17 protein-coding genes are annotated in these 15,922 nt (G+C 62.9%); 7 read left to right on the forward strand and 10 right to left on the reverse strand.

The genetic code is table 11. The annotated features are described in order from the left end of the window. Nucleotides 1–225: 225 nt before the first annotated feature. Genes P0D70_RS09925 through P0D70_RS09940 form a run of 4 tightly spaced genes read right to left on the reverse strand, consistent with a single transcriptional unit; the run spans nt 226 to nt 3,544 of the window. A complete protein-coding gene (locus tag P0D70_RS09925) occupies nt 226–990 on the reverse strand; it encodes a phosphocholine cytidylyltransferase family protein (RefSeq protein ID WP_091806687.1) in 765 nt (254 codons plus the stop codon). 27 nt (nt 991–1,017) lie between these two features. Then, nucleotides 1,018–2,037, reverse strand: a complete 1,020-nt coding sequence (locus P0D70_RS09930; RefSeq protein ID WP_408184309.1) for a lysylphosphatidylglycerol synthase domain-containing protein — start codon at nt 2,035–2,037, stop codon at nt 1,018–1,020. Continuing rightward, nucleotides 2,034–2,846, reverse strand: a complete 813-nt coding sequence (locus P0D70_RS09935; protein ID WP_408184310.1) for a HalD/BesD family halogenase — start codon at nt 2,844–2,846, stop codon at nt 2,034–2,036. Before P0D70_RS09935 ends, P0D70_RS09930 begins: the two co-directional genes overlap by 4 nt. After that, the gene (locus P0D70_RS09940) at nt 2,843–3,544 is read right to left on the reverse strand and encodes a CDP-alcohol phosphatidyltransferase family protein (RefSeq protein WP_408184311.1); all 702 of its coding nucleotides are present in this window, start codon (nt 3,542–3,544) and stop codon (nt 2,843–2,845) included. Before P0D70_RS09940 ends, P0D70_RS09935 begins: the two co-directional genes overlap by 4 nt. Nucleotides 3,545–3,781: 237 nt before the next feature. On the opposite strand from P0D70_RS09940, the gene P0D70_RS09945 reads away from it, so the two are divergent. Then, the gene (locus P0D70_RS09945; RefSeq protein WP_091806675.1) at nt 3,782–4,216 is read left to right on the forward strand and encodes a hypothetical protein; all 435 of its coding nucleotides are present in this window, start codon (nt 3,782–3,784) and stop codon (nt 4,214–4,216) included. Nucleotides 4,217–4,468: 252 nt separating this feature from the next. On the opposite strand, the gene P0D70_RS09950 is transcribed toward P0D70_RS09945, so the two are convergent. Next, on the reverse strand, nt 4,469–6,421 hold the full coding sequence (locus tag P0D70_RS09950) for a PhoX family protein (RefSeq protein WP_408184312.1): 1,953 nt from the start codon (nt 6,419–6,421) through the stop codon (nt 4,469–4,471). Between the two features lie 208 nt (nt 6,422–6,629). Then, entirely contained in the window at nt 6,630–7,166 is a 537-nt protein-coding gene (locus P0D70_RS09955) for a hypothetical protein (protein WP_408184313.1), read from the reverse strand. A 118-nt stretch (nt 7,167–7,284) separates the two neighbouring features. On the opposite strand from P0D70_RS09955, the gene P0D70_RS09960 reads away from it, so the two are divergent. From P0D70_RS09960 to P0D70_RS09975, 4 genes are all read left to right on the forward strand, one after another. Further along, on the forward strand, nt 7,285–7,419 hold the full coding sequence (locus P0D70_RS09960) for a hypothetical protein (protein ID WP_408184314.1): 135 nt from the start codon (nt 7,285–7,287) through the stop codon (nt 7,417–7,419). 373 nt (nt 7,420–7,792) lie between these two features. Beyond that, a complete protein-coding gene (locus P0D70_RS09965) occupies nt 7,793–8,944 on the forward strand; it encodes a porin (protein ID WP_091806666.1) in 1,152 nt (383 codons plus the stop codon). Nucleotides 8,945–9,134: 190 nt separating this feature from the next. Further along, nucleotides 9,135–9,605: a hypothetical protein gene (locus P0D70_RS09970; protein WP_408184353.1), complete on the forward strand. Its 471-nt coding sequence runs from the start codon at nt 9,135–9,137 to the stop codon at nt 9,603–9,605. 138 nt (nt 9,606–9,743) lie between these two features. Next, nucleotides 9,744–10,259, forward strand: coding sequence for a metal-dependent hydrolase (locus tag P0D70_RS09975; RefSeq protein WP_091806661.1), 516 nt, complete (start codon nt 9,744–9,746; stop codon nt 10,257–10,259). A gap of 3 nt (nt 10,260–10,262) precedes the next feature. Here P0D70_RS09975 and P0D70_RS09980 read toward each other — a convergent pair whose 3' ends face one another. From P0D70_RS09980 to P0D70_RS09990, 3 genes are all read right to left on the reverse strand, one after another. Next, nucleotides 10,263–11,084 carry an AraC family transcriptional regulator gene (locus P0D70_RS09980; RefSeq protein WP_091806659.1) on the reverse strand — a complete coding sequence of 274 codons (822 nt, stop codon included), beginning with the start codon at nt 11,082–11,084 and terminating at the stop codon, nt 10,263–10,265. 71 nt (nt 11,085–11,155) lie between these two features. After that, on the reverse strand, nt 11,156–12,082 hold the full coding sequence (gene epsC, locus P0D70_RS09985; protein ID WP_091806657.1) for a serine O-acetyltransferase EpsC: 927 nt from the start codon (nt 12,080–12,082) through the stop codon (nt 11,156–11,158). A 161-nt stretch (nt 12,083–12,243) separates the two neighbouring features. Beyond that, nucleotides 12,244–12,477, reverse strand: coding sequence for a hypothetical protein (locus P0D70_RS09990; protein ID WP_091806656.1), 234 nt, complete (start codon nt 12,475–12,477; stop codon nt 12,244–12,246). A 312-nt stretch (nt 12,478–12,789) separates the two neighbouring features. On the opposite strand from P0D70_RS09990, the gene P0D70_RS09995 reads away from it, so the two are divergent. Beyond that, the gene (locus tag P0D70_RS09995; protein WP_091809113.1) at nt 12,790–13,242 is read left to right on the forward strand and encodes a DUF3005 domain-containing protein; all 453 of its coding nucleotides are present in this window, start codon (nt 12,790–12,792) and stop codon (nt 13,240–13,242) included. A gap of 219 nt (nt 13,243–13,461) precedes the next feature. Next, nucleotides 13,462–14,067, forward strand: a complete 606-nt coding sequence (locus P0D70_RS10000) for a short chain dehydrogenase (RefSeq protein ID WP_408184315.1) — start codon at nt 13,462–13,464, stop codon at nt 14,065–14,067. 103 nt (nt 14,068–14,170) lie between these two features. On the opposite strand, the gene araD is transcribed toward P0D70_RS10000, so the two are convergent. Further along, nucleotides 14,171–15,922 (reverse strand): L-arabinonate dehydratase, encoded by a 1,752-nt coding sequence (gene araD / locus P0D70_RS10005; RefSeq protein WP_408184316.1) that lies wholly within the window; start codon nt 15,920–15,922, stop codon nt 14,171–14,173.

Here is a 15,922-nt window from a genome sequence, read left to right on the forward strand (position 1 = left end):
GACGGGTTGCAAGGCCGTCGGTGTAAAGCATCGATTATGGCATCGCATCGGCAACAGATGTTGTTGCGCGAGGTGTTTTCGTATGCCTGCGCGCGCGATGGTTGAGCGCGCAACGAAGCAGCGGACGAGGCGAAACCGCGAGGGATAAGCGCAAAAAAGCTTGGGCCGGCATTCAGCCGGCCCAAGCTCGGATACTTCAATGTCGACGACAATGCGCCGGAAAACTTAGCGCGACGCGCTCACCAGCGGCTGCAATTGCGGCAGGATCTCGGTGCTCGCGCGAGCCACGTCGTTCGGGAAGTCGATTTCGATCCACGGCGCGCCGGTCACGTCGGCGGTATGGAACACCTGGCTGCGCTCCAGCAGCAGGTCGCGCACCGCCTCTTCGTGCGGCATGTTGGCCCGGCCGCTATCCACATAGCCGGCCACGATCTGCGCGAAGCGTTGCGCGGTTTCCTGACGGAAGCGGAAGAACCCGACCGACTCGCCAATGGTGTCGTACTCCAGATTCACGGCGAGCTGCTTGCGCAGTTCGACCGGCACGTCGTCTTTCAGGCACAGCTTGACCGGCTCGTCGCCGGCTTCGAAATCGCGGTCGATCAACAGGCGGTTCACCGTCTCGCCCGCTACCAGCGCGCTCAGAATACGCTCGTCGTAGAGCACGTCGGCGTCCATCAACAGCACGTCGCCGCCGCGCGTGAGCGCCTCGGCCACCGTGTGTACCGTCAGCACGCTGCCCAGGTCGTAACGCGTGTTCAGCACGGTCTCGACTTTATGCGGCCAGTTGATGCGCTCCAGTTCCGCCTGCACCGATTCCGGCTGAAAGCCGAGCGCCAGCACGACTTCGGTCACGCCGGCGTTTTCGAGCATTTGCAAATGCCGTTCGAGCAGGCTCACGCCGTCGAATTGCAGCAGGCACTTCGGGAACTGAGCTTGTGGCGGTTGCTGGAGACGCAGGCCGAGGCCCGCTGCGAGGATGATGGCACGCATGCGCGGTCCTTTGAAAAAATACGGAGATTAATCGACAGCGGGCACGTGCCCCAAGGCACGGCGCCGTTGCCAGCTTCTTTCGCTGAAGTGCAAAACCAGCAGACCCGGCAAGCCTAGCAGGATTTCGCGAGCGCGCTTGGCGAGCGACAGCGCCAACGCCGCGTCTGGCGGCAAACCGACCAGTGGCGCGAGCAGCAGGTAGCCACCCTCCTGCACGCCGAGCGAGCCGGGAATCATGAATGCGGCGCCGCGAATGGCTTGCCCCAGACTTTCGAGCAACAGTGCGTCGACCCAGTCGACCGGATGGCCGAGAAAGCGCAGCGCGAGCCACACTTCCACCGTGCCGACGATCCAGCCCACGAGACTCATGGCGAAGCTCCCCGCCACGCGGCCGCGTTCGCGGTACATGGCCTGTACGGCGGCGTCGACGGCTTCGGCCCGCGTCATCAACGACGACCAGTCGCGCTTGCCGAACACCTTCGAGACCACGCCGAGCAGCCGGCCGAACAGACCACGCCGCTGCGCATAGTAAAACCCGACGATCATCGCGCCCAGCACGCCGGTGGCGATCAGCGTGGCCGTTTGCAGGTCGTGCAGCGCGCCGTGCGCCGCATAAGCGCCGAACAGCAGCAGGCCGCCCAGCGCGAAGACGATTTGCGCGAGCGCCTGCGCGGTCGTGCTGACGGTGATCGCGGCGGCCGCGTCGCGCATGCGCATGCCACGCTGGGACAATTGCCGCACCATGACCACCGGCCCGCCGATCTGGCCGGCCGGCAACAGGCTATTCACCGATTCGCCGATCCAGCGCGCGAACATCGCGTCGCGCAACGACAGATCGTGATGCACGCCGTCGCGACGGCGTTGGAACAGCACCGAGATCGCGCCGGCGTCGAGAACGAGCGGTACGAGGTGAAAGGCCGCGACGAGCGCGAGCCCCCAGCCGGCGGTAAGCAGCGTCGAGGCGACCGAGCCGAAACCCTGCCACGCGAGCAAGCCGACAAACAACGCCGTCCCGATCGACAGCAGAATCAGGGCCGCGCGGCTCATGCGTGGTCCTTCCCGCGCTGGGTCATCTGACGAAAAACCTGGCGGAAACCGAAGTACGCAATCGCGTCCTTCATGTTCGAGATGAAGCGACGCCACGGCCGCATGTTGGGGTCCGTCACGTACTCGAACGTGAGCGACACGCGCATCTCGTTCGGGCCGGCGGGCGTGATGCGATGGCGCAGCTTGTCGCCGTCGAAAAACACGAGGCCGCCCGGCGGGATCTGCACCGAACCCGGTTGATCCGCGACATTGGGATTGCGCGTGTGCAGTTCGTAGTCGAGCCGGCACGACGATTCGTCGATCACGCCAAGCAGCAGCGTGTAGCGGCGGCCGTCATAGTACGAAGTATCGTAGTGCCAGCCGATGTGGTCGCCTGGCCGGGTGTAGTAGTACAGCGCGTAGGCATGCGGATCGTCGGCAGGCGAAACCTGCAGCTTGTCGCCGCTCAGTTGCTCGAGCCAGCCGATCAATTCCTTCGAGCGGTACAGCTCGGCAATGAACGGCGCGAGGCGGTCGATCGTATGACGGCTGACGCTGCCGCCCTGCTTATGCCCCGGCAAATAGTTGCGGTTCACTTCGTCGAGCAGCGATCGGGCGCTGTGGACGAGCTGCGCCGTGACTTCGGGCGCGAGGAAGTCTTCCAGATAAAGAAACGCGTCCTGGTCGGCAAAATCCTTGCGCAGACGCGGGTTGTCGAACGTGCGCGTGCGGCTCGCGACCGCACGGTCTGCATTCGGTGCGGGCGACGCAGCCGGCGAACCTTCTACGGGCACAGGCGCGATCACGTCGTCTTCGGCGTGCATACTCATTCGCTGGCCCACATTTCACTGGTTTCGGAAGCGTCTGCTTTAACGGCCGCCGGGCGGGCGGCACGGCGCGCCACACGCCAGTAGTCGACCACCACCCAGGCGGCGAAGAGCGGCGCGCCGATTGACGCCACCACGACGAAGGGCAGGACGACGCTCGTCAGCGTGACGATAGGCAGCAGATACAACACGTCTTCGGTTTCGAAACCGCCGACGGACGCCTGCTTCGTGCCCGCCTTGCCGGCCATCTCCTCGATGCGCATGCGCAGGAAAAAGATCAGCGCGATCGCCACGCCGGCCACGGCGCCGAGCACGCCCGGGGCAACGTTCAGTGCGCCGATGCGCGTGGCGCCCGCCCCGACGCCCATGCCGACGAACAGCATGACGGTCACGAGGGCGTCGCAAGCAAGGTCGTAAAAATGACCGATCCGGCTCGACTTTCCGCCGATGCGCGCGAGTTCGCCATCCGTATGGTCAACGAAGTTCGACAGCACGATCAGCAAGGCGCCGGCGTTGACCCACGCAAACTCGCCGTGAGCGAGGCACAGCGCGCCTGCCAGCCCGATCAAGAGGCGCAGCGTGGTCAGATGATTGGGCGTGACCCACGTGTTCACAAGCGGAGTCACGAGCCGGCGAGCGAGCCGCGCGTCCCATGTTCTGGGCGGCGGAACGGTAGTTGGAGTTTGGGGTCGCGAATTCATAACCCGGAAATATATACGGGATCGAAAAAGATTGCTTTCTTCGTGTACGTTTCTCGACGCTTCAATCGTTGCCGACGGCTGCCAGCCGCGAAGCAAGATTTGCCGAATCGCGATAAAGTGCAAGGCAGTTGCGCCTGCCACGCGGGAACATTTCGATGCGCAAGCTCTCTCCGGGTCTCGACATCGCGCCCGCCCGTTGCGAACACACTACATCGAACCGGGCCGCCGCCCACGCTTATGAAACGCTTTCTTTCGTCTGTACTCCTTGCTCTGGGCGCCGCCGCGCTGCCACTCGTCAGCTACGCCACCGCGCTCGACGCACCGCTCTCCTGTAACGAAAGCGGTCATCAGTTCATTGCCGACCTCGCGCAGCAACAGATGATCGATCCGAAGCCCACGCGCGTGGAAAGCAATTCGATCAACGCTTTCTCGCCCGTGTCGGGCGCGGATCTGACCGCATACGGCTTTCACGTGTTCGCGGTGGTCGGATACGAAAAAGACGACCCGATGTTCCGCGTCGGCGACGGCGAGCCGGTCGCCCGTTCGGCCTATGGCGTCGTGGTGGTCGGCAGCGAGGCCAAGGTGCAGAAAGCGGTGGCCGGCTCGGGCAGCACGGCGATCGTGCATCGCGTAGCGCCGCTCATTACCGCGATTTTCTGCAAGCGGAGTTGAGGCGGGGCGGCTAGGCATGTCGGGTGGAATGGCCAATAGGCGGATAGAAAGCCGACGCACCACCCGTTACAACGACGGCAGATGGATTTTCCGCGGCCTGCCAGGGCGTCTATCTGCCTCCTGTCCAACAGGGCCCAGCCGTGCTGGTCCACTGCATGAGCCAGCCAAGGAGAAACCGCAAATTATCGCGAGATTCCCCTTTGCTGACTCCTCAGCCGGATGGCCTAAGACAGGCCATCCCGTCTCCCAACGTTACAACTTGATCGCCGCCGGGTCCGCCGTCAGATACCCCACCGTCGCGCCGAAGCGGTCCTTGTAGTTCGCCCGCACGAGCGGGTCGAGCGTCGATTTGACCTTGTCGTGCAACGGACTTTCCCAGTCGCCGACGTGCTGGAAGTTGCTCATCACATAAGTCCAGCCGTTGATTTCGTCGACGGCGTGCAGGCCTGTCGACTCGGCGCCCGCCGGGCAAGACAGCACGCGCGCGAGCGTCTTTGTATCGACGTTGTACGCCCACAGGAAGTTGTTCACATGCAGCCCGCTGTCCTCTCCGATAAAGAGCGTGCGCAACTTCTCCGAGAACTTGAGATTGTCCGGGTTCGCAATGCGCTCCGGATTCGCGGTGTTGCCGAGCGCGTCGGGCGCCGACAGGTCCTCGCCGACCAGCGCCGCCGGTGCGGCCATATCCACCGGCACCCATTCGCTGTTGATCGCGCCACCGCTGCGGTCACGCTGGCCGCCCTTCATATTCAGCGCGTAGACCGCGCCGGCGTTGATCGTCTTGTCGACGGCCACGTCGGTGGAAGCGGCATTGCCGCGCACCATCGACTTCTCGATACGCGACATCGCCGAATACAGCACCTTGTCCTTGATATTGACCGTCGTGCCCTCGAGCTTCGTGAAACCCATGCTGCCGCCGGCCAGCGCGGCATAGCGATGCGTTTCGAGAAAGGTCGCCGCCTGCGTCATGCCGGGCTTGATGCGCACCCAGTTGAAGGTGCCGTTGTAGTTGATCTTCGTGTAGGTCGGATCGAGCGGGTCTTTGGTCGCGACGTCCATGATGTCGCTCGCGCGCAGCCGGTTGGCAAGCGCCTCGATTTCGTCGCTGGTCGCATGACCCAGGTTGATCCACGACAGCGTCGCCGCGCCCGCACCGCTCGCGGACACCTGAGTCCACTTCGCGACATACAGCGTACCCGCCGACAGATCGGCTTCGCGATCCGCGATGAACATGAACAGGCCGCCGTTGGTCGCGTCGTCGCCCATCAGCACGGTGCGCTTGTCCGGCATCACCTGAATCAGTTCGTGCGAGATACGGCCGAGGCAATAGTGCTTCTTGATCGTGCCGGTGCCATCCGGATTGACGGTCACTTCCGGCAAATGGCCATAGTGATAAGGGTTCGCGGTCGTTTCGTCGCCATACAGACTGCGGCTGAAGCCCTTGAACTGGCTGTTTGTGGCAATCGTGGTGGCGTCGGGCTCGTATTCTTCGCTCGACAGATGCGTGTTCCACGGCGACAGGCTCGCGCCGCAGGTAATCCACAAACCATGTGCCTTCGACGTATCCACGTTCGAATAGCCCGCGAGCGTGAGCTTGCCGGTGGCCGGGTCCTGATCGAGCGTCAGCACGGCGATCGGCGACGGCAGCTGGCCGTACATGGACACCAGACTCTGATCGCGCGTCGTGTATTCGAACTGCACGACGGCGAACACGGCGTTGCCCTTGAGACCTTTCACCGTCGGATTGTCGAGACGGATCAGCGAGCTGCCGTCCGGGCAATCCGAGTAGAACTGCCGCTCCTTGCCCGCAACCGACTTATCGATGATCGGCTGATTGTTGATGTCGAAATAGCCGCCCGCCAGGATCGTCCCGCCCTTGATGTTCGGCACGCTGTCGCCGGTCACGAAGAACGGCTGATACGCGAGCTTGAACGTGCGGCTGCTGCCGTCGCTCAGTTGCACCGTCAAGGTCGAGCCGACCGTGGTCTTCGCCATCGCGGCCGGATCGGCCAGGGTCGGCGCGGCCATGCTGGCGAACGCCGCGGAGACGAAGTTGGCGGCCGGTTTGACCGGCGTCGCCAGATCGTCGCTGCCCCCGCAAGCGGTCAGCATCGAGGCCGTGGCAAGCCCGCCGAGCGGCAGCATCGGCACGCCCGCGATGAGTTTCAGGGCCTTGCGGCGGGAAAGGTCGAACGGCTCTGCCATGTTGTCGTGATCCAGTGTTTGGGTAGCGTGGGTGAATGCACAGCCGGCACGCACTCAGACCCAAACCACATGGTTCACGCTCGCGCCGCTATGACGCGAGGATTCTATGAAGTGAATGTGAAAGTATATTGACAGGCTTCGGTAATGTTCATTTAGCCTTTTGTCAGCCACCCGGCTCACCCAATCCGCTCTCACGCGCGACCGGTTTCTAACCCGGCCGGCGAAACTCGTTCTCGACCCACGCCGCGGCGCTCGCCTTGCTGAGCTTGAAACTGGGCGCGACCTGCACTTGCGCGAGCTGCTCGCCGAAGGTGTCGAGCGCGGTCAGCACGGCGTACGGTTCGTCTTCGTCGGGAACGATGTCGAGCGTGATGTCGAGTTCGTCGTTGCCATCCGCGCTCGCCACCCGCACTTCCTTATGCAGCTGCGCGCGCAGTTGCTGCTCATGACGGCGCAGCACTTCAGACGCCGTCTTGACCAGCGTGTTGAACGCGGACGTGTCCAGCGGCTTCGGATCTTTCTTGTTGCGGCCCATCGTCCACGGTCCGACGAGGGCGGGTTCCGCTTCGCCGTCCTTGATCATTTCGACGGCCCAGCCTTCGTCGTCTTCATTCTTGATGACGCGCGCGGTCCAACCGTCGTCGCGCCACAGGCGTGCTTCGTGCACGGTTTCGCCCAGTTCGGACGAGCCTTCCGTCGTGAAATCTTCAGGGGAGTCGGACGATGGAAGGGGTGTATCGGTCATTGCAGGTTCACTCACGTTCGCGGGGCGGAAACATTCTCAGGCACGCAATTCTACCCGCCTCACACACGGCGAACGCCGCCCCCTGACGAACGGACAAGCCGGGACCATGCAATCGCCAATGGCAATCGTCAATGCCGCTATTCGCGGAAGCTATAAGCCAATTACAAAAGCCATAAAAAAAACGCGGCCCTTGAGCCGCGTATTAAAAGATGAAAAAGACACCCTTGGTCAAGGGGTGAGCCGAATTGTATAACCCTAATTCACTAGGATAGAGCACATGAAATGGAAGAGTACGTTGCAGAAAACAGAATGAATCCCAATGTATCTCTAAATAAAGCCAACCCTTGCTGCTCATGGTCTGCGACGTGGCGTCGCAGTCTGACAACATCTTTGGTATTGACATGGGCAGAGTGCATTTCTCACCAGACATGTTTCTTCTTTATTTATCCGCACTTATCCAATTAACAGCCATCTATTACGAATTTCAAAACTAATTGTTGTGTCATTTGCAATTTAAGATAGGAATAACGGGACTACACTTCGCCCCGGATCGTCAGGCAGCCGGCGTAATCGGCGGTAAGCACTGGGATGCGATTCTCTACGCACTGTTTCGGAGCTATCTAACCATGAAAAAAACCCTCATCGCAGCAGGCCTCCTGGGCGCGGTTGCCATCACCGCCCACGCGCAGAGCAGCGTGACGTTGTACGGCACGCTGGACGCCGGTATCGTGTACTCGAACAACCAGGGCGGCCACAGCAACTGGCAACAAGGCAGCGGCGTGGCATCGGACACGTACTTCGGCCTGCGCGGCAATGAAGATCTGGGCGGCGGTCTGCACGCCATCTTCACGTTGGAAAGCGGCTTCAACCTGAACAACGGCAAGTACTCGGAAAACAACACGATGTTCAATCGCCAGGCCTTCGTCGGTCTGCAGAGCGATAAGTACGGCGCGCTGACGCTTGGCCGTCAATACGACTCCGTGGTCGACTACCTGGCACCGCTGTCCGCAGCCGGCGCGGGTTACGGCAACAACCTCGCGGCTCACCCGCTCGACAACGACAATCTGGACAACTCGTTCTCGATCAAGAACGCCGTGAAGTACACGAGCGCGAATTACGCTGGCCTCAAGTTCGGCGGCCTGTACGGCTTCAGCAACGCGTCCGGCGAGTTCTCGAACAACCGCGCATGGAGCGTGGGGGCTTCCTACGACAACGGTCCGCTGAGCTTTGCCGCGGCTTACCTGCAATTGAACAAGTCGGGCAGCTCGAACCTGAGCGGCGCCGTGTCGCAAGGCGACGGAACCGCAGCAGTCGCGGCCGATCTGCAACGCACGTACGGCGCGGGCATCAACTATACGTACGGCCCGGCAACGGTCGGCTTCGTCTACACGCACACGCAACTGGACGGCATCAGCGGCGTGGACGTCGGTGGCACGACCTTGCCTGGCGTCGCAGGCACCAACCTGCATATGGACAACTACGAAGTGAACGGCCGCTATGCACTGACGCCGGCACTGAGCCTTGCGGCGTCGTACACGTTCACCGACGGCAAGATGTCCGGCTCGAACGGCTCGGGCGATCCGAAGTGGCACACGGTGTCGCTGCAAGGCGACTACGCGCTGAGCAAGCGCACCGACGTGTACGTGGAAGGCGTGTACCAGCATGCTTCGGGCGAGCTCGGCAACTTCGGCTCGAACGTCGCGGCGATCAACACGCTGGCGCCCTCGTCGACCGGCAATCAGGTGGCGGCGGCAGTCGGCCTGCGTCACCGCTTCTAAGCCTTTTCAGTGGTCTGTGCGCAGCGAGTCTACCGATTCGCTGCGCAGTCAACCCGCGCGTGGCACGATCACGTCGCGGGTTTTTTCATGGCCTTACGTTTGGACACAATGCAGGCGGCTATGACTAGTGACGGCGCGCGCACCCGGTGGGTATACTGAGCCCGGCTGCCTTCCTTGCCGTCACACCTGCGTGTCGTTGCGGCTGAACGGTAGCTTCGTCGCGAAGCATCACGTTGCGTTCAATCGCGCTGCGCTTCGCCCGCGCCCCAAGTTCCCGCATACGACCGGGGACGCCGACGACCGGACCATGAAAAGACTTCTCCTGCTTGTCCCCGCTGCTGCCACGCTTGCTGTTCTGGCCGGCTGCGGCTCATCCAGCGGCCCCGCCCGCGACGCGTCCCTGCCGATGATCTACGTGTCTTCATCACGCGCTCCTGCCGACATAGCCGATTGTCTTGAAAGCCGTTTGTCACGCATGCGTACGTCGCGCGTGGGCGGCACGACGGAGATCGCGGTCGGCTCGGATTCGAACAATTCGTATTTCGTCACGCTGACGCCATCGCACGCAGGATCCGTCATCAAGGTGATGCATCCGGCGAACGCTCCGGACGATCCACCGGAACCGGAAATGCGCTTCGACATTGCACGCTGCGCGACCTGAGCTTCGGTCAAACGCGCACGTCTCGAACGCCACGCCGAAACGCGATTTTTTTAACTCGCGTGTCGGCTATTTTTTTATCCGCGCATCTGCGAACATAGCCGCCCTTTGTCTTTAGGCGGCGCTGCGCCGCGAGTCTCGATGGCATCCAGCAAGGCACATCACGCTACCGGTTTTGCAGCCGGCGTCATCGCGGCGGCGATCGTCGCGCGCATCGGCGGCGGCGGTTCATTTCATCTTGGGGTGCTGTTGAGTTTCATCACCGGCGTGGCCGGGAGTACGGCGCCGGACTGGCTCGAAGTGGCGTGGTGGTCGCGTGCCCGGCGTTTGTGGATCACGCATCGCACGCTCACGCATTGGGGCGTGGGATGGCTCGCGTTGCTCGCCGTGTCGTACCACTGGCTCGGGCATTCGGTCTATGCCGCGCCGGCGTTCGGATTCGCCTGCGGCGGCCTGATGCATCTGTTTGCCGATTGGCCGAATCCGCTAGGCGTGCCCTGGGTCGCCGGCAGGCATTCGTTGAATCTTTGGAATAGCGGGCACTGCGATCTGATCGTGGTGGCGGCTTCGTGGGCGGCGGCGTGGTTTGTCGGGCAGCACGTCTGGTTGCACGGCGTACATGGCGTTTCTCTGCTGCAGCATTTGAGAATCGGATAAACGTCAGCGCAACGCTGCGGCGAAGTTCGCGGGCGTCACACCGAGCAGGCGCACGAACGCTCGCGTCATGTGACTCTGATCGGCAAAGCCCGCTGCGGCGGCTGCATCGGCAAGCGCCGCGCCCTGCGCGATGCAGTGCCTCGCGAGTGCCACGCGACGCTGCATTCGGTACGCGTGCGGCGGCAGCCCCGTCTCATGCGCGAAGCCTCGCAACAACTGGAATCGGCTCATGCCGGCATCGGCCGCGAGATCGGCCAGCGTGAGCGGAGAGGATGGATCGTCGTCGATGCGTGCTTTCGCGCGCGCAATCGGCCCCCATGCGTCAGTCGACCGTGCGCGTGCGGGCTGCGTGGCATGCACGCGAACCAGATGGCCGAACAGGTCGAGCAACGCCTCCTCGCGCATCAGCTCGTCCTGCACGGATCGCGCCTCCACCGCGACGGCGAAGAGCCGCTCGAACCAACGCTTCAGCAAGGGATCGTGCGCCACCGGCTGCGTGAGTTCGATTTCGCGCGCCGCCGTGCCCGTCAGTTCGGCCGCGGCGCCGATGAGCATGGCCGGTTCGAAATACAACATGCGCCATGCGCGCCCGCGCTCGTCGAGCGGACTGCCGTCGTGGACTTCGCCGGGGTTGACCATGATCGCGTCGTTGGCTCGCGCTTCGACGAGGCCGCGTCCGCTCGCCGACCGATGCCCGCCGCTGACGATCACGCCAACGCCGAAGCGGTCGTGCGAATGACGTGGAAACGCATGCGCCGTTTCAGCGACCGTCGCTTCGACGCCCGCAATCGCGCAGCGAGGCATGTGAACGCGGCCGCGCGGCATGGTCGCTTCTCAGCCGCTAACGTGAAGTTCGCGCGTCAGGGCACGCCAAGGCTCGCCAGCCGGGCCGCGTATCACTGCCGCCCCTCGTCGGTCCGCTCGCCTTCGCGAATCTTGCCTTGCGACACGCTGCTGCCTGGCGGCACGCTGTGCGTGAGCCACACGTTGCCGCCGATCACCGAGCCACGCCCGATCGTCACGCGCCCGAGGATCGTCGCGCCGGCATAAATCACCACGTCGTCCTCGACGATCGGATGGCGTGCATTGCCCTTGATCAACGTGCCGTCGAGGTCCGCGGCGAAACTCTTCGCACCCAGCGTCACGGCCTGATACACCCGCACGCGTTCGCCGATGATCGCGGTCTCACCGATCACGACACCCGTGCCGTGGTCGATAAAGAAACTCGGCCCGATCGTCGCGCCCGGGTGAATGTCGATGCCGGTTGCCGAGTGCGCGATCTCGTTGATGAACCGCGCCAGCAACGGCACACCCAGGCGATGCAACGCATGGGCGAGCCGATGATGTGTCATCGCCCACACGCCCGGATAGCAGAGCAGAATTTCGGTGATGTGCTGTGCAGCCGGATCGCCGGTGAAAGCTGCCTGTATGTCGCTGACCAGCAGCGCGCGAATGCCTGGCAACTGCGTGCCGAATTCACGCGCCACGTCGAAAGCGCGCGCCTGCAGATCCGCATCCGGTGTTTCGCCGAACTCGGGCAAGAACCGCAAGGCGCGGCGAATCTGTTCCGCGAGCAGCCGCAACGTGCTTTCAAGCGTGTGGCCGACGTAGTAGTCGACGGTTTCGTCAGTCAGATCAGGCGCGCCGTAATGCGTGGGAAAGAGCGCGGCGCGCAGGCCGGCGACGATGTTGACGACCGCTTCGCGCGAAGGCAGTTCGCGAATGCCGAGCGGATGCCGCGTGCGATGCAATTCTTCACGCGACGCGCGCAGGTCCGCGACGATCTGTTCGAGGCCCCAGTTCTGGGAAGGCACGTTAGGCATAAAGGACAGCGCCGTGCGATGAGCACGGTTCGAAGTGATTATGCCAAGAGATTACCGCGTTTTCCCGCGGCTCGCGCAGCACCGCGCGGGCGCGAGCACGACACGCGGGTCATGAGATACGGCCCATGACGTGCAGGTGCAGGTGCAGGCGCAGGCGCTGCTCAGATGGTCACGCTGCTCGCATCGATCCAGCGCACTGCCCAATCGCGCGCATGGGCAATGGCGCCCGCTTCGTCGGGAAAGCGCAAGTCGGTGGGGAAGAAACGATTGGCGACCAGTTCGCCGTCGCTCGAACGGGAGATGACCACGTAAGGTTGCCAAGTACCATCTCCCGCGCGCGCAGGCGCGCAATTCAACAAATAGCCGCGATGTGTGAATGCAGCATCGAAGTGCATGTGTCACCCGCCCTGACGGCCCCGTAGAATGTTTTGAGTAGCGCGCAGACGGGCTGCCGACTGTGAAAAAACAGCCGTGCCCTGTGTCGTGAATTTAACCGCGCTTCGCTCGTCGGAGTAAGATCATACTCTGTAGAAAATACGCGTCCATTAAAAAAAACGAAAAGAATAGCAGACGCAATCGCCAGCGGAATACCCTGTCACGCCACTGCGGCAAAAGCGCGGTGCGTGCGCAAGTAAATGAGGGTTTGTGCGAGGCGGAACGGGTTTTGCTGCACGTCACACCATGTCCTCTTTAAAGGAGAATGCATGATGAACAGCGATATCAACAAGCCAGCAGATGCGACTCAACCCGCGGCCAGCAGCGGCACGAACTCGACGGAACTGCACAACGACCGCACACATGACAGCACCGTCGACACCGACGGCAAGAATCTCGAAGCCGCGCGCATAGCAGGCCACAGCCCGATCTCGCCCGACGAGATCACCACCAGCAATGCCACCCTTTCGAACAGCGTGCCCGAGGCGCACGACGGTATGGCCGGCTTTGACAGCCGGGTTGGCGGCAATCATCTGCTGCTCGCGCTCGAGCCGGGCTATACGGTCATCGACAAAGGCATGGTCGAGCCCCAGGGCGCGTATTCGGCGGATCATCAATTCGACGATCCGCGCCCGGCCGGCAGCCGTCAGGAACGCGGCCGCATTCATTACGCCCTGAATCATCTGCGGCCTACCCGGCTGATCGAATTACATCGGGTGAAATAAAACATTCGCGTTGCGTCTCTATTTATCGTCGCCGTTTGAATTTCGACGGCGGCCCCGATTAATCCGTATATTGCGAAGCGCGCATCGTTTGATTCACGATGCGCGCTTTTTACTGTGATTAGAAACTCCGGGTTGCAGGACCTGCGCGCTGGCGAGTCTTTTTCCCTCTGACAAGTGCCGGCACAATCGACGGGAAGTTAACCCTCAACGGAGCATGAGATGAAAAAAATCGTCGTGATCGGCGCCACGGGCACGTTGGGCCAGGCAGTCAGCGCAGAACTGAAGGCGCGCCATGAGGTGATCGAAGTCGGCGCGACGCGCGGCCAATATCAGGTCGACAGCACCGACCCGGCGAGCGTCGAGCGGCTCTTTCGCGAGATCGGCAAAGTGGACGGCGTCGTCACCACGACCGGCAAAGTGCATTTCGGTCCGCTGCCCGATATGAGCGTCGAACAGTTCTGGGTCGGGCTGCGCGACAAGTTGATGGGGCAGATCAACGTGGTGCTCGCCGCCCAGCAATATGTGAACGACGGCGGCTCGTTCACGCTGACGAGCGGCATCATCGGCGACGAGCCGATTCTGCAGGGCGCGAGCGCGACCACCGTGAATCTGGCACTCGAAGGTTTCGTGCGCGGCGCGGCGATCGAATTGCCGCGTGGCATTCGCATCAACGTGGTGAGCCCGACCGTGCTCACGGAAGCGATGGACGCTTATGCGCCCTACTTCCGCGGCTTCGAGCCGGTTACGGCGCAACGTGCGGCGATGGCCTATCTGCGCAGTGTGGAAGGCGCGCAAACCGGCCGCGTGTATCGCGTGGGATATTGACGCAAGGATTCGCGCGAGGCGGCCCGGCCGCATCGCGCGCCCCTCTCAGTGTTGTCGCCACTCTGCGGCGGCTACGTCAAGCTCTCTACGGCCCTCGATAAACTCAGTGAATCTCCGGCTCGCCCGCGGCGTCCGGCTCCGGCGCTGCATGCGCGCCGCCGCGCTGCAGGAAATCGAAGTCACAACCTTGATTCGCCTGCATCACGTGCGCCTGATGCAGTGCGCCGTAGCCGCGCGTAAAGCGCGGCGCCGGTTTGACCCACGCGGCCTTGCGCCGCGCCAGTTCCTCGTCCGTCACCAACAGGTTGAGTCTGCGTTGCGGAACGTCGAGTTCGATCATGTCGCCGCTCTCAATCAGGGCAAACGGCCCGCCGATGAACGACTCCGGCGCCACATGCAGCACGCACGCGCCGTAACTCGTCCCGCTCATCCGCGCATCCGAGATACGCACCATATCGCGCACGCCTTTTTGCAGCAACTTCCGCGGTATAGGCAATTGCCCCCATTCAGGCATGCCCGGCGCACCGACCGGCCCGGCATGCTGAAGCACGATCACGCAGTGCTCGTCGATGTCGAGCATCTCGTCGTCGATGCGCGCGGCCATGTCGTTGTAATCCGCGAACACCACCGCGCGGCCGGTATGCACGAGCAGATACGGCTCGGCGGCGCCGGGTTTGATCACGGCGCCGTCGGGCGCGATATTGCCGCGTAGCACCGCAAGGCTGCTGTTGGGCAGAAGCGGCTTGTCGCGGCGGCGAATCACCTCGTCGTTGAAAATCTGCGCGCCTTCGAGATTCTCGCCGAGCGTGCGGCCATTGACGGTTTGCTGCGATCGGTCGATCAGTTCACCCAGTTCCGCGAGCAAAGCCCGCAAACCGCCCGCATAGAAAAAATCCTCCATCAGATACGCGCCGGTCGGACGAATGTTCGCCAGCACCGGCGTGCGGCGCGCAATGTCGTCGTAGCGATCGAGCGTCAACTCGATGCCCGCGCGGCGCGCCAGCGCGATCATATGCACGATCGCGTTGGTCGAACCGGAGAGCGCGAGGCACGTGGTCACCGCGTTATCGACGGAACCGGCAGTGAGGAGATCGGAAGGCTTGAGGTCTTCCCACACCATCTCGACGATGCGTACGCCGGTTTTCGCCGCCATCTGCGCATGACGGGAATCCGCGGCGGGGATCGACGCGAAACCGGGCAGCGTGAAGCCGAGCGCTTCGGCCGCGCTCGTCATGGTCGACGCGGTGCCCATGGTCATGCAGTGGCCCGGCGAGCGCGCGATGCCGCCTTCGATGCCTTGCCAGTCATCCTGCGTGATCGTGCCCGCGCGCAGTTCGGCCCAATACTTCCACGAGTCGGAGCCGGAGCCGAGCGTCACGCCGTTCCAGTTGCCGCGGAGCATCGGGCCGGCGGGCAGGAAGATGGCCGGCAGGTCCATCGAGATCGCGCCCATCAGCAACGCCGGGGTGGTCTTGTCGCAACCGCCCATCAGCACGACGCCATCGGCGGGATAGGAGCGCAGGGTCTCTTCGGCTTCCATGGCGAGGAAGTTGCGGTACAGCATCGTAGTCGGCTTCTGGAAGGGTTCGGAGAGCGTCTGCACCGGTAGTTCGACCGGAAAGCCGCCGGCCTGCCAGATGCCACGCTTCACTTCCTCGACACGCTGTTTGAAATGGGTGTGGCAAGCGTTGATCTCGCTCCACGTGTTGAGAATTGCTATGACCGGTTTGCCGGCGTATTCCTCGCGGTTGTAGCCCATCTGCGCGGTGCGCGACCGATGGCCGAACGAGCGCAGATCGTTCACGCCGTACCAGCGGTGACTTCGCAGATCCTCGGGTTGCTTTCTCTTCGTCAA

Source organism: Paraburkholderia sp. RL17-381-BIF-C, assembly GCF_046026435.1.
Classification (GTDB): Bacteria; Pseudomonadota; Gammaproteobacteria; order Burkholderiales; family Burkholderiaceae; genus Paraburkholderia.

Excerpts from the sequence above, each read along its gene's own strand:
- P0D70_RS09925 (WP_091806687.1), bottom strand. The coding sequence starts at position 990 with ATGCGTGCCATCATCCTCGCAGCGGGCCTCGGCCTGCGTCTCCAGCAA.
- P0D70_RS09930 (WP_408184309.1), bottom strand. The coding sequence starts at position 2,037 with ATGAGCCGCGCGGCCCTGATTCTGCTGTCGATCGGGACGGCGTTGTTT.
- P0D70_RS09935 (WP_408184310.1), bottom strand. The coding sequence starts at position 2,846 with ATGAGTATGCACGCCGAAGACGACGTGATCGCGCCTGTGCCCGTAGAA.
- P0D70_RS09940 (WP_408184311.1), bottom strand. The coding sequence starts at position 3,544 with ATGAATTCGCGACCCCAAACTCCAACTACCGTTCCGCCGCCCAGAACA.
- P0D70_RS09945 (WP_091806675.1), top strand. The coding sequence starts at position 3,782 with ATGAAACGCTTTCTTTCGTCTGTACTCCTTGCTCTGGGCGCCGCCGCG.
- P0D70_RS09950 (WP_408184312.1), bottom strand. The coding sequence starts at position 6,421 with ATGGCAGAGCCGTTCGACCTTTCCCGCCGCAAGGCCCTGAAACTCATC.
- P0D70_RS09955 (WP_408184313.1), bottom strand. The coding sequence starts at position 7,166 with ATGACCGATACACCCCTTCCATCGTCCGACTCCCCTGAAGATTTCACG.
- P0D70_RS09960 (WP_408184314.1), top strand. The coding sequence starts at position 7,285 with ATGGCAATCGTCAATGCCGCTATTCGCGGAAGCTATAAGCCAATTACA.
- P0D70_RS09965 (WP_091806666.1), top strand. The coding sequence starts at position 7,793 with ATGAAAAAAACCCTCATCGCAGCAGGCCTCCTGGGCGCGGTTGCCATC.
- P0D70_RS09975 (WP_091806661.1), top strand. The coding sequence starts at position 9,744 with ATGGCATCCAGCAAGGCACATCACGCTACCGGTTTTGCAGCCGGCGTC.
- P0D70_RS09980 (WP_091806659.1), bottom strand. The coding sequence starts at position 11,084 with ATGCCGCGCGGCCGCGTTCACATGCCTCGCTGCGCGATTGCGGGCGTC.
- epsC (WP_091806657.1), bottom strand. The coding sequence starts at position 12,082 with ATGCCTAACGTGCCTTCCCAGAACTGGGGCCTCGAACAGATCGTCGCG.
- P0D70_RS09990 (WP_091806656.1), bottom strand. The coding sequence starts at position 12,477 with ATGCACTTCGATGCTGCATTCACACATCGCGGCTATTTGTTGAATTGC.
- P0D70_RS09995 (WP_091809113.1), top strand. The coding sequence starts at position 12,790 with ATGAACAGCGATATCAACAAGCCAGCAGATGCGACTCAACCCGCGGCC.
- P0D70_RS10000 (WP_408184315.1), top strand. The coding sequence starts at position 13,462 with ATGAAAAAAATCGTCGTGATCGGCGCCACGGGCACGTTGGGCCAGGCA.